The organism is Acinetobacter sp. Res13-Abat-PEC15-P4-01 (assembly GCF_015676285.1).
Lineage (GTDB): Bacteria > Pseudomonadota > Gammaproteobacteria > Pseudomonadales > Moraxellaceae > Acinetobacter > Acinetobacter nematophilus.
Window position 1 is genome coordinate 1 of record NZ_JADAIN010000046.1, and the last position, 17,466, is coordinate 17,466.

A 17,466-nucleotide genomic window follows, 5' to 3' on the forward strand; every position below is an offset into this window, starting at 1 on the left:
TCTGGTTAAGACAGATCATGACAATGATCCAAACACACCGGACCAAGGTGGTTTAGACCGTGTAGACGGATCAATTACCGTAGACGTGGATAACGCCGGCAATATCAGCGGTGGAACGACGGATGTTGCACCGGGCAGTGAAGTTACGTTAACCATTACCGGTCAGGACCAGTCAGGCAATCCGATCGAACGAGAAGTTACGGCAACGGTTCAGCCGGATGGTCGCTATACAGCAGAAGTACCGGCAGACTTTGCAGATGGTGAATTAACGGTTAAAGCAGAAACAGTAGACCGTAACGGAACACCGGTAGAAGCAGAAGACAGTCTGGTTAAGACAGATCATGACAATGATCCAAACACACCGGACCAAGGTGGTTTAGACCGTGTAGACGGATCAATTACCGTAGACGTGGATAACGCCGGTAATATCACAGGTGGAACCACGGATGTTGCACCGGGCAGTGAAGTTACGTTAACCATTACCGGTCAGGACCAGTCAGGCAATCCGATCGAACGAGAAGTTACGGCAACGGTTCAGCCGGATGGTCGCTATACAGCAGAAGTACCGGCAGACTTTGCGGATGGTGAATTAACGGTTAAAGCAGAAACAGTAGACCGTAACGGAACACCGGTAGAAGCAGAAGACAGTCTGGTTAAGACAGATCATGACAATGATCCAAACACTCCAGACCAAGGTGGTTTAGACCGCGAAGCAGGTTCAATAACAGTTGATATTAATGACGCAGATAGCACCAAAATTACTGGTTCAACAGAAGATGTAGCGCCAAACAGTAAAGTCACTTTAGAAATTACTAGTATTGATGAAAATGGTGAAACATTAACATTTACTGAAGAAGTATTTACGAATGCTGATGGTGAATATAGTTACACTTTAACTACTGCACAAGGAAATGCTACTGAGGTTACTGCAAAAGTTCAAGATCGTAATGGTACTGAGCTTCAAGATAATGATCAGTTAGAGGCTGTAATTAAAGCAGAGCCAACAGCAGATGTTAATAATGGTGATAATAATGTAGTTGGTTCCTCTGGTAATGATGTGCTTGCCGGGGATACTGGAGGTTTAAAGACCAACTTTGTTGCTGGGCAAGATTATAATGTTTCTGTTGTATTAGATTTGTCTGGCAGTATGCTGTGGGCAATGAATGGTACAAGTAATCCACCTGCTGGCGAATCACGACTTGCAATTGCTATCAAGGGGCTTAAAGCATTTATCCAACAGATGACCGATCATGATGGTGTAATTAATTTACAAATTGCATCATTCTCAGCAAATGGTAGTGTTGGAAATGGTTATAACCAAGTCTTCTTAAATGTAAGTAGTGACAATATAAATCAAATATTCACTTATCTTGATAACTTACAGGCGGGTGGTGGTACTTATCCAGAACAAGGATTTAATAAAGCCGTAGATTGGTTTGATGATATCTCTACTGCTGATTTTGAAAATCAGACCTATTATCTTACAGATGGAGAACCGAACAGTTCTCAATCAACTTTGGACAATGCATTTGCTCCATTAGCAGAGCACAGTAAAGTGTTTGCAGTAGGTGTGAGTAGTTCAATTAGCGATAGTACGGTTTCTCGTTATGACAATACTGATGTTAATGGAAATAAACTTTCAGGTGATTGGAGTGGCTCTAATCATGGTGAAGCAAAAGCGATTGCTGATGCTGATAAGTTAATTGCATATCTCATTGGTGGTTCTGAGAACTTTATACCAGCAGATGTTGGTAATGATACTGTCAAAGGTGGTGCTGGTGATGATGTCTTGTTTGGTGATGCGATAAATACGGATCACTTGACATGGACTGGATATGATCCTCTTCAGTATCCTAAATATTCGGGTTATTCAAAATTAATTGCCTATTTAAAAGCTGAAGTTACAAATGGATCTGAACCTACGCAACAGGAAATATATGATTTTGTTAAAGAAAATTTCCAAAAATTTGTAGATGCAGATGCCTCGGATAGTGCAACAAAAGGTGGTAATGACACGATTTATGGTGGTTCCGGTAATGACATCATCATTGCAGGGGCAGGAGATGATCGAATCTATGGTGGTTCAGGAGATGACATTATTTCTACTGGTCGTGGTGCTGATACTATTGTGTATGATGTGTTAAATGCTGCTGATGACATGGGGGGCAATGGAACTGATACATGGGTAGATTATGCAGTTAATGACAAAATTGAGTTTGGTGCAGATTTCTTCGAAGGTCTACTCGCGGATAAGTCGAATATTTCCGAATACATTAAAGTTGAAGATGTAAACGGCAAAGCAGTACTGAAAGTCGATCGTGATGGTGATGCTGGAAATGGTGGTACAACCCATGATTGGGCTGACTTATTAATTATTGAAGGTAAGACTGCATCGGAACTGCAGGATTTAATTAATAACCAAATCATTATCGGCTAATCCTTTATAAAGAGCGTTATGTCATACATAGCGCTCTTTTCATTGGTTTTAAATTTGAACTTATTTTTAGTTAATTTTAGACAAAGATAGATTTAAATTTGCAATGAAAATGGCTGTTATTACAGCACTCATTTAATGCGATGACACAGCATTTAAAAAACTCCCACGGTATGAATTCTCCAAGATACTTAAATCATGATTTTTATAAAAGCAAAGAGATGGCTTGCGCTGTTTCTTCCATTGTGTGCACTAGAAACGACTATTTATGCGGCAAAACCAAAAAATTATTTAGACTCAGCAAAAGAAAACATTGAACAATTCTTTTCTTCACGAACTACTGATTTGAATCAAGTGAGCCTTGAGGAACTAAGCAGATTCTTATGGAGAGAACAGGCAGCTCCAGATAGTTTAGCTGTTATCAAATCTAGTGGTGTTCAACCACAATTTAATGGGATGACAAAAAACAATATTAATCCTGAACCTGAGCTAACACTTTTTGATGCGATTCATCAAGCACTGCAGCGCCGACCTGAAATCAGGCAGAGTATTGCTAGTATTGCAGGTCAAGGTGCAAATATTGATGCTGCCAAGGCACAATATTTTCCTCAAATTTCAGGTGGTATGAGTACAGCGGATTTAACAACAGGTGAAAGGGGAAGACAACTTTACAGTTTATCAGCGACACAAGTGGTATATGATTTTGGAAAAATCAAAAGTGATATAAATATAGAAAAAGCGAAGTTACTACAAGAGCAAGCCAATACATTAGATAGCATTGATGATATTGCATATCAAACAGCAAATGCGATGATCAATATTAACCGTTATCAAGAAATCGTTCATATAGCTAATCAACAAATCAAAGGGATTGCCCGAATTGCAGAAATTGCTAATTTACGTGCTAATGCGGGTATTAGTAGTCAGGCAGATCCGATTCAGGCAAAGTCAAATTTAGAAGCTGCCCAATCCAATTTACTCATCCAAGAAACACAATTAAAACAATATCAGCAAAAGTTAAAAATGCTACTAGGTTATGACGTCTCTAACATGAAGATGCATATTCCAGAGACTATTATTCGTAATTCTGGTTTATACAAGGACCCAGACTTTACTCAAATTCCTAAGATGATTGCAGCTCAAGCATCAGTACAAGTGGCTAAACTACAAAAAGAGCAAACAAAACTGACTGCTTATCCAACAATTAATATTAAAGGTAGTTTAAATCAGGGTGTGAATGGGAAAAATCCTAATAATAATGAAGATGATGGTTTTTATAGCTCTGTAATGCTGGAAGCCAATAGTAACTTTTTTCAAGGGGGCGCAAATCGATCAAAAATCCGTTCTGCAAATTATGCAGAAGAAGCAGCAAAAGCTGCGGTAAATACAGTTTATTTGGATGTCTTGGATCAAATAGAACTCATCCGTGTACAGGTCGAAAATAAGCAAAAGCAAATGGATGTTCTGGCTTTAAGTAAAGAAACCACTGCACGTACAAAAGAGTTGTATCAAGAACAATATAAATTGGGTTCGCGCACAGTGGTTGATTTACTCAATTCGGAACAGGCCATTCATATTGCTGCACAGGAAATCGAAAATGCGAGGTACGATATCTATTCGGGTTTAATTCAGTATATCTATGTTACGGGTGGTTCTAGGGAGCTTTATCAACTAAATAACACATCTATACAGGGATTAGAAATTCAGCCATGAATAAAACTCTCAATTATCAGCCATGGCTTACCGCCATTTTAGCGATTGCAAAACATTATCGAATCGAATCATCTGAAGAACGTGTACGACTGCATTTAGATTGGAATCAGAATCAATCGATAGAAGATATTTTAAGTGTTATTTGTCGTCAAATAGGATTAAGCATAAAAAAAATTGACGTTACTGATGATGTTTTGAATTCTTGGCGTTTACCCTTACTTTTAGAAATGCAAGATGGACAAGTGGGGATACTCGATAAACTGGATATAAATGGCAATGCAAATATCCAGTTTAGTGGTGACCACGGTTTGGCACAATTACTTAATGTAGAACTCGTCAAAGAAAATGTGAGCAATGCTTTTATTTTAAGACCTGAAAAATCCATTCAAGATATCCGTGTTGATGAATATATTAAACCCTATGAACAGAACTGGTTTTGGGCGATTGTACTGAAGGATTGGAAGCGCTATTTAGATGTGATGTTTGCTTCATTAATGGCCAATATACTTGCATTGGCGACAATTTTATTTTCAATGAACGTTTATGATCGAGTCATTCCAGCACAGTCTGTTCCAACTTTATGGGTCTTAGCTGGTGGTGTACTACTTGCTGCAATATTTGAATTTTGTTTAAGAGTTGCCCGTATTTATTTATCCGACATCATTGGAAAACGTGCAGATCTAAAAATTTCAGATAAGGTGTTTGGTCATGCATTACGAATTAAAAATAAAGAGCGATCCAAATCGACAGGTACATTTATTTCCCAAATACGCGAGTTGGAGGGCGTACGTGAATTAGTAACTTCTACGACTATTTCAGCAATTGCTGATCTGCCTTTTTTCTTTTTATTTTTGGTAATTTTTTGGCTCATTGGTGGGCAGCTTTTTTGGGTAATGGTTTTAGTTGTGCCATTGATGCTTATTCCTGGCTTTTTGATACAGAAACCGTTGGCAAAATTAGCAGCAGAAGGAATGCGTGAAGGTGCTATTCGCAATGCAACGCTTGTGGAAGCTGTTCAAGGCATTGAGGATATTAAGCTACTGCGTGCAGAGTCACGCTTTCAGAATCAATGGAATCACATGAATGAAGCTGCTGCTGACATTTCTATGCAACAGCGTAAGTTGGTTGGGATTGTTGGCGCTTGGACACAGAAAGTCCAGGGTTTGACATTTGCAATAGTGGTACTGGTTGGGTGCTTTGCTGTAATGAAAGGGGAAATGACCACAGGTGCGCTTGTCGCGTGTTCAATTTTATCATCACGCATGCTAGGACCAATTGCACAGATTTCAGGAGTTCTAGGTCGTTTTCAGCAAGCTAAAGTTGCAAAGACGAGCTTAGATCAGCTTATGAAAAAACCTGTTGACCAAGCGCCGAATACACATTTAATTCACAGACCAGCTTTGAATGGACATTATGAACTTAATAATACGGTCTTTAAATATAGCGAAGATAATGCAAAACCTACACTGATTATCTCAGAACTGGAAATCAAGTCTGGTGAAAAAATTGCAATTCTAGGGCGTAATGGTGCAGGTAAATCTACGCTATTACAGCTGTTATCAGGAATGCAGGAGCCTGTTCAAGGGAAAATCAAATTAGATGGGGTCGACTTGAGGTTGATTGATCCTATGGATGTACGTCGAGACATGGGCTTACTCAATCAAAATGCACATTTATTTTTTGGCTCTGTACGTGAAAATTTAACATTAGGCTCACCTTTAGCGACTGACCAAGAGCTTTTAAATGTGCTGAAGCTCACAGGAGCATTAAGCTTTGTACTCGATAAGAAAGAAGGTTTAGATCACCAAATTCTAGAAGGCGGGATAGGTTTTTCTGGTGGTCAGCGTCAGGCTTTACTTTTGTCACGATTATTACTTCGCCAACCCAATATTTTATTACTTGATGAACCTACAGCTGCCATAGATGACGTTTCTGAAAAACAGCTGATTGAGAACCTTAAAGGCTGGTTAGTACATAAAACTTTGGTCATTGCCACACATCGCCGGGCAGTGTTGGAACTGGTGGACCGTATCATTGTGATCCATGATGGAAAAATTGTTATGGATGGTCCAAAGGAACAAGTATTAGCTAATACCGTCTCTAATGGAGTACGTAGCGCATCATGATGAGAAAATCTACAAAAATGCAAGAGACTGTAAAGGTGAAACAACTAGAACCAGCTTTACCAAGAGCTAGCTTATTTATTTTGATTATTTGTGTTGGTCTTCTGGCTTTATTGATCTGGGCATGGCTTTTTAAACTTGAAGAAGTCTCAACTGGAGTGGGTAAAGTGATTCCATCTTCTAAAGAGCAAGTTATTCAGTCACTTGAAGGGGGAATTTTAACGAAGCTTTATGTGCATGAAGGCGAAATTATCCAAAAAGATCAAATACTGGCCCAGCTTGATCCGACTCGTTTTGCATCCAATGTGGGTGAATCAGCATCTTTACTTCTTGCGTCTCAAGCAACAGCCGCGCGATTACGCGCCGAAGTAAATGGGACTGCTTTAGTCTTTCCAAGTGAATTATCAAAAGAACATCGTTTAGTTGAGGAAGAAACCGCTCTGTATTACTCGCGGCGATCTAATTTGGAAGAATCCTTGGCTGGATTAAAGCAGGCACTTACTTTAGTGGAACAAGAACTAAAAATGACAGAACCTTTAGTTGCAAAAGGTGCAGCAAGTGAAGTCGAAGTTTTAAGGCTTCAACGTCAGGCGACGGATTTGCGTAATCAGATGAGTGACGTGAGGAATCAATATTCAGTGAAAGCGCGTGAAGAACTGGCAAAAGCGAATACAGACATTGAAACTCAATCTCAGGTCGTAAAAGGGAAGTCGGATGCATTGAGTCGAACCCTATTTAAATCACCGGTGAGAGGGATCGTAAAAGAGATTGATGTCATGACTATTGGTGGAGTGATTTCTCAAAATGGCAAATTAATGACGATTGTTCCACTCGATGAAAAACTTTTGGTTGAAGCACGTATTTCACCAAGAGATATTGCCTTTATTCATCCTGGACAAGAAGCGCTCGTAAAAATTACTGCATATGACTATTCTATCTATGGGGGATTGAAAGGAAAAGTTTCCATTATTTCACCAGATACCTTGAAAGATGAGGTTAAGCAGGATCAATTTTATTATCGAGTTTATATACGGACTGATTCAGACAAATTGGTCAATAAAGAAGGGAAAAAATTTAGTATTACTCCAGGTATGGTTGCCACAGTGGATATAAAAACTGGTGAAAAAACAGTTATTGATTATTTGATTAAACCATTTAATAAAGCACGAGAGGCTTTAAGAGAAAGATAATATAAATTAAAAAAGTGTTAGTTCTATTTCTATCTAGCACTTTTTTATTAAAGTATAAAAATAATGATCATTAAAAATGTTTTGATTTTTTTAAAAATAGATAAATATTACTAATTTTAAAATGAGTATTAAAAATGAGAGATATATTGTTTTAATTTGAATATCATTAAGAAAAAAAGCTTTGGGCTAATGATTGGTTTTTTGATATATTTAAAGATTTAATAATATTGCTAATATTTTTTTAAATAATAAATTTAGACCGCATTCGTATATATTTATTTAATATAAGCATATAATATTTTTTCAATTAAGTTTTTCGCTATTGTTTATTTAATTTTTCTTATTAATTATTAATGTATTGTATTTTAAAAATTCTGCTAAAATAAAAAGGCTAGGCAACCTATCCAGCTATTATCTTTAGCTAGAATTATATGGAGTTTATTATGTTGCATTTTCATGGAAAGTTATGTTTGATATTAGTGAGCACTTTAATACTTTCAAGTTGTAAAGATGAAAATGGAAACTATAGTGTAGGTGTGAGTTTGGGCGGAACTGGAAATGGAGGAATTTCTGTTGGTTCAGGAAATCCTATACCTGGACCACAACCTGAAGTCAAACCTGATCGCATGGAAGATGATGTAGAATTAGCAGTAGCCTATCCTAATCCCATTACCCAAAATTGTCATGATATTGAAAGAAGAATAAGGTTTGTCAGTCATTATTCACCATATGTTCCATTGCAGAATGGAGATAGACAAGACTTATTTGGCATAAATAGTAAGTCACTCCCACCAATTAGGTTTAAGTTGGAAGTAACTATTAAAAATAATTCAGATTCAAAATATTATGAATATATCGATAGCTGTAAAGCTGCATTTCAATTAGTCGGTTCAAAAACAGAAAAAATAAATTCTACTGACTATTGTTTAAATGATGAAAGTGTTAATGAGTATCAACCCAATGAGTCACGAAAGTTTTATTATACATTTAACTTACCTAATATTTTACAGAATTGGACAGTAAGTTATAATGCTCAATATTCAAAGAAATTTTATGGCTCAGCTTTTGAGGAAGATAACTTAATTGAGCGTACTCAGTGTGATCCGTTAAGCATTCAATTAATATTAGATGAATATGTTTCTTCAAGAAGTGATGCACCTCAAGCACCCAATAAAAATAATGATACAAATAGTGATGATTCAGATTCTTCAAGTGTACCTCCTATTTTTGGTGGATTTGACTTGGGAGAGTAACTGATGGCATCGATAGATAGATTTTTCAATCACTTTGGGGTTTTATTTATATTTAATAAAAAGGTTTTTTATATTTATGTTTAAATCTTTTTTCCCTAATCCAAGATTATTTTTTGGCTCATTGATTTTTTGGATATGTATCAACTTTTTATTGTGGAATGCTGGAGGGGATTCTTTTGGGGAGTATATTGGATTACCAATTGGATATGCAACTGCTGAGTTGCCGATAAATGTCACACGATTTTGGTCTTTTCAGTTTCTATGGTTTTATTTATGGTTTGCTATTTCAACTATATTGTTTGCCTCTTTTTGGAAATGGAAAGCTAATCATATTTGGCAAAATTGGTCAATTTTAGGATCAGCATTTATACTTTTTAATGTATGGTTTAGTGTACAGGTTAGTGTTCTTATTAATGCTTGGTATGGTCCTTTTTGGGACTTAATTCAAACTATGCTGAGTAATGGAAAAGGAGATATATATGAACTGTATGAAAGAATCTTTATTCTATTATCTATTACAATGCTTGCGGTTACAGTTGCAGTTCTTAATTCCTTCTTTGTAAGTCATTATATTTTTCGATGGCGTACAGCGATTAATTTCTATTATATTTCGTACTGGGCAAAATTACGTCGAGTTGAGGGAGCCGCTCAACGTGTTCAAGAAGATATTATGCGTTTTACGATAGCATTAGAGACTTTGGGTGTTGGACTAATCAAAGCAATTATAATTTTATTAGCTTTTTTACCGATTTTAGTACAGCTTTCTGAAAAAGTAAGCGTTCTACCAATCGTTGGTGAAATCAAATACTCGTTGGTTTGGGCAGCCATAGGATGGGCGCTTTTTGGGACAATGTTATTAATCGTTGCAGGAGTTAAACTTCCAGGTTTAGAATTCAATAATCAAAAAGTTGAAGCAGCATACCGTAAAGAATTAGTATATGGTGAAGATTATTTGGAAAGAGCTAAACCTCAAGATTTGCATGTTTTTTTTAATGAAATACGAAAAAACTATTTTCGAATGTATTTAAATTATGTTTACTTTCATATGGCAATTCATTGGTATGCGCAGCTAGATATTTTGTTCTCTTTAGTTATTTTATTTCCATCAATTGTTGCAGGTGTGATTACTTTGGGTGTACTCAATCAGATTAGTCATGTTTTTGATAAGGTACGAGAATCATTTCAATACTTAATAAATTCATGGAAAATTGTTATTGAAATTATATCAATATATAAAAGGTTAAGTTTGTTTGAGTCTATTATTGATTGAAAATTAGGAGGTAAATCTGATATTTGAACGGACTCAAGGAATAAAATTTTTGCGGAAGTCACTTTCTAATCATCTAGTTTATTTATCTATCTTTGTATCTAATTCATTCTTAAACTAATGAAATTATGCTTATTAGGATAGCATCCAGGCAAAATGGGGAAGGTCTTTAATTTTGAGGCTTTGTTGTAAAGATTTAGCAGATAAAATATCAGTTTGAATTTGATCCAACACTTCACACCTAACAGATCAGCAACAAACGATACTCCCCATCACTTTCAACAGGTGCTCGATGTACACAAGGCAACACTTGCTGTGTTGGGTGATCCACTGCCAAACGCCAGAGATGACCTAAGCCTAAGTTGATTGGTACGGCATTGGCTTTAGGCTGATAGTGCAAATCAAAAAAACAGTCTTTTAAAAAGTTTTCAAATTCCGCTGCTGACCCATCATTAAGTTTTTTAAGTTTTTCTCGAATTTCTGGAACATGTATTTTCTGTTCAGCCTGAGCGTTCGGTAAAATATCACTAGACGCACCATGATAGGTACATAAAAAAGTATCCGTTTCAATCGGCGAGCGGTCAACATGGAAGGAATACACATCAGTCGAAATGAAATCTAATTCCTCATCACGTTCGTAATATTGAATAAGGTTGAGCGTAGGTGATGCGCCAAGCAGAGTTAATTGTTCTATGTCATTTAAGATGGTTTTTCTTGCAAGTTTACCTTGCTCAGTGAGTTCTAAAGCAAGAAGTTCTTCCTGTGAAATTTCAGTAATATTTTGTTTGGATATAAGCTTGGACACAATCTCTTTAAAATCACCAGCTAAATTTCTGTGCCAACAGATTGCATTAGTATCCCCTTGAAAATTTGTATTGATCAGCTCTTCAAAACTGGAAGTGAGCTGAATTTGGATGCTGTCTAAAAATGAATGGGTCATATGGATGGATCGTAACAGGCAACAAGATTGAAGGCTCACTACCTAGTTGAACAGAGGTTAAAGTAAAGTCTGAAAGATGTAAAAGCGATCAAAATGATTCAGTTATCGGTGATGAGCATTTTAAAGCCAGCTTTGGAAATACGGTTAAAAGCAAATGCTTCATCATATTCACTATCAAGTATCACTTTTCTGGCACAAATGCTGAATATCTTTACATGCCCATTTTAATCTATTTCAGTGCGATCATATAGTCTGCAGCATACATAATCATTTATTCCTTTTTGCGCTTTTCAAGAAATCGACCAGCCAGTAAGCCGATTTCAAATAAAAACCACATTGGTACCGCCAACATAATCATCGAAATTGCATCTGGCGGCGTGACAAACATCGCAATAAAAAAACAGCCCACAATGATAAAACGACGCTTCTCGATTAAATTTTGGGTATTGACCACACCGATAAGGATCAGCAATAAAGTGATAATAGGGATCTCAAAAGTCAAACCAAATACTAAAAATAGCTTTAAGCAGAATGTGAGATAGCTATTGATGTCGGTCATAGGGGCTACTGTTTCAGGAGAAACAATGATAAAGAAATGCAGAATTGACGGTAAAACCAAAAAGTATGCAAAGGCGATACCTAAATAAAATAGAACAATGCTACCCACCAACAGTTGAGTTTAAGCATATGTTTCATTCAACAAGTTACACATGCTTAAAATCATTGTCTCAGGTATTTTTGTCGTCATTGTTCAAGTGTTCGAAGTGGATGCATACCATTGACCATCCCCATAAAAGGTGGATAGATCGAATAACCAACCAAGGCTTGAAGCTCAGGTGAAAGCAACTTTACAGTTTCTTTAGACAGTTCCAACAGATAGTTTTCCTGTTGCCGAACATATGCTTCACAGTACTGATGTGTAACTGCAAAACGTGAGGCTTTGGAATGATTTTCACCACCACCGTGCCAGGTTGTTCCAAGAAAGAAGACTACGGAGCCTGCAGGCATGATGGCAGGGATCGCTTCTGTGCTTTGAGCAATGCGATCACTTCCCCAAAGATGGCTTTCAGGAATAATGACTGTGGCGCCATTGTCCTCTGTAAAATCATCAATTGCCCAAATACTTGCTGCACCAAGCGGCTGCCGTGGACGGGGTAGGCGATAGAATGCATCATCATAATGTAAATGTTGGGCGACTTCTTCGGGTAGGATATTGATCATTTGGCTCTGTGAAAGCAAAAAACCAGGTTCAAATAATCGATCCATAAGTCCAAGAATACGGGGATGCACTGCAAGTTGATCAGTCATTCTGGTCTTGGAAAGCACATTATAAACACGTTGGGTTTGATGTCCTTCAAATGAGTTCCGTCCAGTTTGATTCAGTAAGGCGAGACCTTCTTGTTTAATTTTGCTGCAAATTTCCTTGGGAATTAAATGATTGATAATGACGTAACCATCACGCATCAATGTTTCAAAATCTCGCTCAATTTCTGATGTGTTTCTCTCTGAGCCAGATTGCAATTGTCGATGTGTTTTTGCATGATCTTGTTGATTATATTTGTGGATATCTAACTTTTCAGACATATAACGCTCCCTATTAAAAGATCGGCTGGATAGACAATCAATATGCTAATCTTGTGATGTATTGATTCATCTAAGGTTGCTGGAGTTGCAGGGTGTTGCTAATCAATTGCCAAAGCTGATGTAGTAATTCAGTATTGGATGGTCTTTCTTTCGCGAGAATGGCTTGATCTATAGCCAGGTGAAGACCTCCCATCAGCATCGCTACAGTTGTTTTGGGGTCGAGGGCTGAACTGATTAATCCCAATTTTTGTCCTTGAGCGATATTGCGTGCACCTTGTTCTATTAAGGCGTCTATATGGGCACGCTCGATGTCAAGCACTTCAGGCTCACGCGCCAAACGACCTGCAATCAGTGGTGCCAAAGGGTGCTGATAGAAATAATCTATAATTGCTTTAGTACGTGCTTTTTCTCTTTCGCGCCATTCAAGATTTGCAGGGATTCCATCCCCTAGAGCAATTTCTCTTAATGGTTCATAGAATTGATCGACAACTGCTGCAATTAAACCTGTTTTTGAACCAAAGTGGTGATAGGTAAGTCCAGCTGAGGTATTTGCTCTTTTCGCAATCGCACTGATTTCCACATGTCCATTATTTGCAATCAACTCTTGTTCTGCGGCTGTAAGGAGTCTTTTGTAGGTTTGTATTTTTTTATCACTCATTTTTGATTACCTAGAAATTTGAATTGAATTGAATTGAATTCAATTTAATTTAATCTCAAGCAAGGATCAAGCATTTCTCTTTGTTTTTTGAATTACATTTTTGCAATAAACTTGATGATATTTGATCTAGAAAAATAATAAGCTGCTATGAAAGAATTGTTGTCAATTATGTGATGTATTTCTAATTGATCATAATTGGGTGTTGAATGGTGACCATTATTTGAAATGTTGAAATGAAAATTTTCTTTCTAAGTAATTGAAACTAAAAATATGTTGATTGTCTGTCAATCAAGAAAACTTAATTAAAAATCACAACAATAAGATTTTTAAATCTAAAAAACTTCTCATTAAAAATTAAGGATTAATTCATGAGTAAAATTGGAACCGGCCCACAAATAGGGACTTTAAGCGCGGATTGTATAAGAAAATTTACGGTTCACTTTAGACGTCCATATGAAATTGGTCGACCTTCAGACCGTTATCATGGAGAGTTCGGGTTTGATTGGGTGCGTGATGAATATATCTATCCTTTGCTTAATATTGAAGGGAAAAAAGATACGGTTATAACCATTCCAAACCACAGCTAGCTTTATCGAGTTATGTATAGTAATACGGAGGATACTTCTCATCTTAAAGATAATTTTTCGTATTTTCCATCTTGGCTTTATTTTTTTTCTTCAAACTATAAAGGAATATATGGCAGTGAGGAAATAAATAAAGATGGTGTATGTTTAGATATAGAAATTCATCAGCAATTTACTGACAAAAATGACCAGGGAATGATTGATGAAAAAGAACCTCTTACAGATAATGGAACCATTCTAAAGTTTCAGGCTTCGAGTCAGTTCATCACACTATCAACATTTAATAATAACCAAAATGCTCAGACAGTATTTGAAAATAAAAATAGTATTGAATATAAACCCTTATGTGAACCTTTAAGTAGCTTCATCAACACAAAACGAGAATTTAAACAGCTGGATGCTCGTGAAGACATAACAATAGTTAATGGTAAAACTGTTAAAAAAATTGTAGAAGTCAATAAATATACTTATAAAAAAAATAATGCAATTACAATTCGTTGTTCGGGTGAAGTATTAAAAAAAAACGAATACATTAAAGTTACCGCATCACGAAACGGATGTTCGGATAAAGAGATTGGGGTTATATATTGGTCAAAATTCTGCGATCAGCGTCATTAGTATGGTTGAAGTTGATGTTAAAGTTAAAGGAGAAATTTTAGAAAAACCCAAAAACTATGAGTGGGAACTTAAAAACAGATATTTTAATCAATCCCTGATGGTATTTAAGGTTGTGAAAAGAGAACTTTTTGATTTAGATTTATTGTCAAAAACAGATCCAGAAGTCCGAAGTTTTGTAAAAAAATGGTGGGAAGATGAGTTAAAGACCAAATATGAAATCCAATACTTAGAAAATGTAACTGGTGAAAATGAAATCAAGGAAAATAATTTAAAAAGGAAAAAAAAGTTTAATCTAACTGAGGCTATTTATTCAGAATTTATAAGAGAGTTAAAAGAACTCTATTGGCGTAAAATGTGGGCAGAATTACGATCGCCATATGGTGATTTAGAAAGAAGAACATTTATTTTTTTCACACCAATTCGTATAAGAGCTGTACCACCTGAAAATCGAAATGATAACTGGGGTGGAATATCAGGAAGTGCAAGTTTTAAAGCTTATCCAAGCCTAAACTCCTTTAAAGGTGAACTTTCTAGTCAATATGAGTTTGATAATGCTATTGTTTTCTTAAAAGATGGTGTTGAACAAGGCTTTTTGGAAACGTATGCGCATGAGCTTGGTCATGCATTAGGATTATCGCATATTTTTGAATATGGGGAATTATTTGAATCGTATCAGGGATATACGGATAATTTAATGGATTATGACTATACCACAAGTAATACTGTATCTAAGTTTAAAAATAGAGTGAATATATTATCTAAATATCAAATTGATAATATTCGTGTTAATCAACGTATTACAGGTATATTATGGATTTGGGTCGGAAAAGAGTCTAATTATTGAACTGTAAGAAAACACAAACAGGCTTATTTTTCCTCATAAGCCTGTTTTAAATTAGTTTGATTTATTCCAAGTCATTATTTTGAATAATCCAAACATCAAGCAAATCCAGATTGGAATTAAAATGACGGATTCTTTAAAGCCTTGTGTCCACATGATATATAAAATCATCACAATAAAAGACAAAACCAGATAATTACTGAAAGGGGAAAATAACGCAGGGAATTTAGCCTCAGTGCTTGTGATTTGAGCAGCTCTTTTAAATTTTAAATGAGTAAAGCTAATGATTGCCCAATTTAAAACCAATGCGGCAACAGCCATATACATCAGATGGCTCAAAGCTTGTTCTGGTATAAAATAGTTCAGTAACACACAACCGAAAATAAGAATAGAAGAAAATACCACCGCGGGCATTGGTACGCCTTGTTGCGTTACTTTGCTAAAGATCTTAGGTGCATTACCTTGAACAGCAAGTCCATGGAGCATACGGCTATTTGCATACATACCACTGTTATAAACAGAAAGTGCAGCAGTCAAAATAATAAAATTGAGAAGATGGGCTGCCCATTCAATACCAAGCTGACTAAAAATCATCACAAACGGACTTTTATCCAAACCGCCCAAATCAAGTTGATTCCATGGAATCAAAGACATAATGATCGCAAGCGAGGCAATATAAAAAACGAGAATGCGAAAGATCACTTGATTGATGGCTTTAGGGATACTTTTCTCTGGATTTTCTGCTTCCGCCGCAGTCATGCCAATCAACTCAATGCCACCGAAAGCAAACATCAAAAAAGCAAGCATGTAGAACAACCCAGAGAATCCGTGCGGGAAAAACCCGCCGTGTTGCCATAGATTGCTGAAACTTGCTGTTGAGTCCGAGCCTGCTGTAAGCAATAAGTATAATCCAAACACAATCATTGAAATGACGGCAGTCACTTTGATAATCGCTAGCCAAAATTCTGACTCGCCATAAATTTTTACATTACCAAGGTTTAGGCATGTCACCACGACAAAGAAAAATAAAGTTGAGACCCAAGCAGGGATATGAGGCCACCAATAGTGAACATATTTGGCAATTGCTGTCAGCTCAGTCATCGCCACTAAAATATAGACCACCCAATAATTCCAGCCTGATAAAAAGCCGGGAAAGTTTCCCCAATATTTTTGTGAAAAATAACTGAAAGAACCTGCAACAGGCTCTTCGACGATCATTTCACCCATTTGACGCATAATTAAAAATGCAATCAAACCCACAATGGCATAACCCAAAATAATTGAAGGACCAGCAGATTGGATGGCTTGTGCTGAACCTAGAAAAAGACCTGTGCCAACAGCACCACCCATCGCGATCAATTGGATATGCCGGTTTTTAAGTCCACGTTTTAATTGGGGAGAGGAATGGTTCAAAATAGGACGCGCTGATTCAAAAAGAGCTATTGTAATCGAATGGTTATCGATCGCCTAGTTTGAAATCATGATCAAGAGGTCGAAAATCTAAGCGCTAAAAAAATAAAGAGTAAATATTGTTATTCGATGATCCCTGTTATCAAGAAGCTGCTCAATTTGACAAGTTATAGGTAAATGAGTGAATCAAAATGATTTAAAGCTATATAGCACCAAAAATCTGTTTTCTGAAGCTAATGGTTCAGATGAAGTCGATCATGGTACTTGAGCATTTACTATTGTGATATTTTATTCACTATAGTAAATTAAAGACATGCCTTTATAGGTAAGAACATATTTCATTGCACTGTATTTGATGAGAAAGAAGTTAAAATGTTAAAAATTCGCATGTCACGTCCCGACGAAACCAGTCAAGTGATTGCAATCTGGCAAAGTTCAGTTGATGCAACACATCATTTCTTGTCTGTACAAGATCGTCATGATATTGAGAAAGAAGTGGTTGGTTTTTTTTCTGAAACACCAGTCTGGCTTGCTGTAGATTCAAATGACCATGCTTTAGGATTTATGTTTTTGCATGATGGTCATATGGAAGCATTGTTTATTGATGCCAAGGCACGTGGGCAAGGTGTTGGTAAGTTATTGTTATCACATGCTTTAAAGATGTTTCCACATTTAACCATTGATGTGAATGAACAAAATCAACAAGCTATTGGCTTCTATCAATATATGGGATGTCAGGTTATTGGACGATCTGAGCGAGATGGCCAAGGTCGAGAGTACCCGTTATTGCACTTAAACATAAGTTCAAAAGTCCTTGAGGGCTTTTGAGTTTTTTCGATGTAGCTTGCTGA

Annotated in this window: 13 protein-coding genes and 2 pseudogenes; 10 read left to right on the forward strand and 5 right to left on the reverse strand. The window is 36.5% G+C overall.

The window, feature by feature from the left end; translation table 11 throughout:
* Positions 1-22: 22 nt before the first annotated feature.
* The 6 genes and pseudogenes from IMO47_RS19900 to sbmA all read left to right on the forward strand — a co-directional run.
* A pseudogene (locus IMO47_RS19900) lies at positions 23-2,437 on the forward strand (type I secretion C-terminal target domain-containing protein); the annotation flags it as partial.
* Between the two features lie 195 nt (positions 2,438-2,632).
* Complete coding sequence (locus tag IMO47_RS15970) at positions 2,633-4,147, forward strand: TolC family protein (protein ID WP_196077050.1); 1,515 nt, start codon at positions 2,633-2,635, stop codon at positions 4,145-4,147.
* A complete protein-coding gene (locus IMO47_RS15975) occupies positions 4,144-6,273 on the forward strand; it encodes a type I secretion system permease/ATPase (protein ID WP_196077051.1) in 2,130 nt (709 codons plus the stop codon). The genes IMO47_RS15970 and IMO47_RS15975 overlap by 4 nt, the downstream gene beginning before the upstream one ends.
* Positions 6,270-7,460, forward strand: a complete 1,191-nt coding sequence (locus IMO47_RS15980; protein WP_196077052.1) for an HlyD family type I secretion periplasmic adaptor subunit — start codon at positions 6,270-6,272, stop codon at positions 7,458-7,460. Before IMO47_RS15975 ends, IMO47_RS15980 begins: the two co-directional genes overlap by 4 nt.
* Positions 7,461-7,903: 443 nt before the next feature.
* Positions 7,904-8,713, forward strand: a complete 810-nt coding sequence (locus IMO47_RS15985) for a hypothetical protein (protein WP_196077455.1) — start codon at positions 7,904-7,906, stop codon at positions 8,711-8,713.
* 76 nt (positions 8,714-8,789) lie between these two features.
* On the forward strand, positions 8,790-9,983 hold the full coding sequence (gene sbmA / locus IMO47_RS15990; RefSeq protein ID WP_196077456.1) for a peptide antibiotic transporter SbmA: 1,194 nt from the start codon (positions 8,790-8,792) through the stop codon (positions 9,981-9,983).
* A 238-nt stretch (positions 9,984-10,221) separates the two neighbouring features.
* Here sbmA and IMO47_RS15995 read toward each other — a convergent pair whose 3' ends face one another.
* From IMO47_RS15995 to IMO47_RS16010, 4 genes and pseudogenes are all read right to left on the reverse strand, one after another.
* A complete protein-coding gene (locus tag IMO47_RS15995) occupies positions 10,222-10,920 on the reverse strand; it encodes a DUF1826 domain-containing protein (protein WP_196077457.1) in 699 nt (232 codons plus the stop codon).
* A 271-nt stretch (positions 10,921-11,191) separates the two neighbouring features.
* Positions 11,192-11,593 (reverse strand): annotated as a pseudogene (locus IMO47_RS16000) (twin-arginine translocase subunit TatC); the annotation flags it as partial.
* A 71-nt stretch (positions 11,594-11,664) separates the two neighbouring features.
* Positions 11,665-12,504, reverse strand: a complete 840-nt coding sequence (locus IMO47_RS16005; protein ID WP_196077458.1) for a phytanoyl-CoA dioxygenase family protein — start codon at positions 12,502-12,504, stop codon at positions 11,665-11,667.
* 70 nt (positions 12,505-12,574) lie between these two features.
* Positions 12,575-13,162, reverse strand: coding sequence for a TetR/AcrR family transcriptional regulator (locus tag IMO47_RS16010; RefSeq protein ID WP_196077459.1), 588 nt, complete (start codon positions 13,160-13,162; stop codon positions 12,575-12,577).
* A gap of 368 nt (positions 13,163-13,530) precedes the next feature.
* On the opposite strand from IMO47_RS16010, the gene IMO47_RS19755 reads away from it, so the two are divergent.
* The 3 genes from IMO47_RS19755 to IMO47_RS19765 are packed head-to-tail and all read left to right on the forward strand — an operon-like array spanning position 13,531 to position 15,208.
* Positions 13,531-13,749, forward strand: a complete 219-nt coding sequence (locus tag IMO47_RS19755; protein ID WP_227552387.1) for a hypothetical protein — start codon at positions 13,531-13,533, stop codon at positions 13,747-13,749.
* A 12-nt stretch (positions 13,750-13,761) separates the two neighbouring features.
* Positions 13,762-14,364, forward strand: a complete 603-nt coding sequence (locus tag IMO47_RS19760; protein WP_227552386.1) for a hypothetical protein — start codon at positions 13,762-13,764, stop codon at positions 14,362-14,364.
* Between the two features lies 1 nt (position 14,365).
* On the forward strand, positions 14,366-15,208 hold the full coding sequence (locus IMO47_RS19765) for a M43 family zinc metalloprotease (protein ID WP_227552385.1): 843 nt from the start codon (positions 14,366-14,368) through the stop codon (positions 15,206-15,208).
* Between the two features lie 51 nt (positions 15,209-15,259).
* Here the strand turns inward: IMO47_RS19765 and IMO47_RS16020 are convergent, their stop codons facing one another.
* On the reverse strand, positions 15,260-16,618 hold the full coding sequence (locus IMO47_RS16020) for an amino acid permease (RefSeq protein WP_196077460.1): 1,359 nt from the start codon (positions 16,616-16,618) through the stop codon (positions 15,260-15,262).
* Between the two features lie 369 nt (positions 16,619-16,987).
* Between IMO47_RS16020 and IMO47_RS16025 the strand changes: the two genes are divergently transcribed.
* Positions 16,988-17,443: an acetyltransferase gene (locus IMO47_RS16025; RefSeq protein WP_196077461.1), complete on the forward strand. Its 456-nt coding sequence runs from the start codon at positions 16,988-16,990 to the stop codon at positions 17,441-17,443.
* Positions 17,444-17,466: the final 23 nt, after the last annotated feature.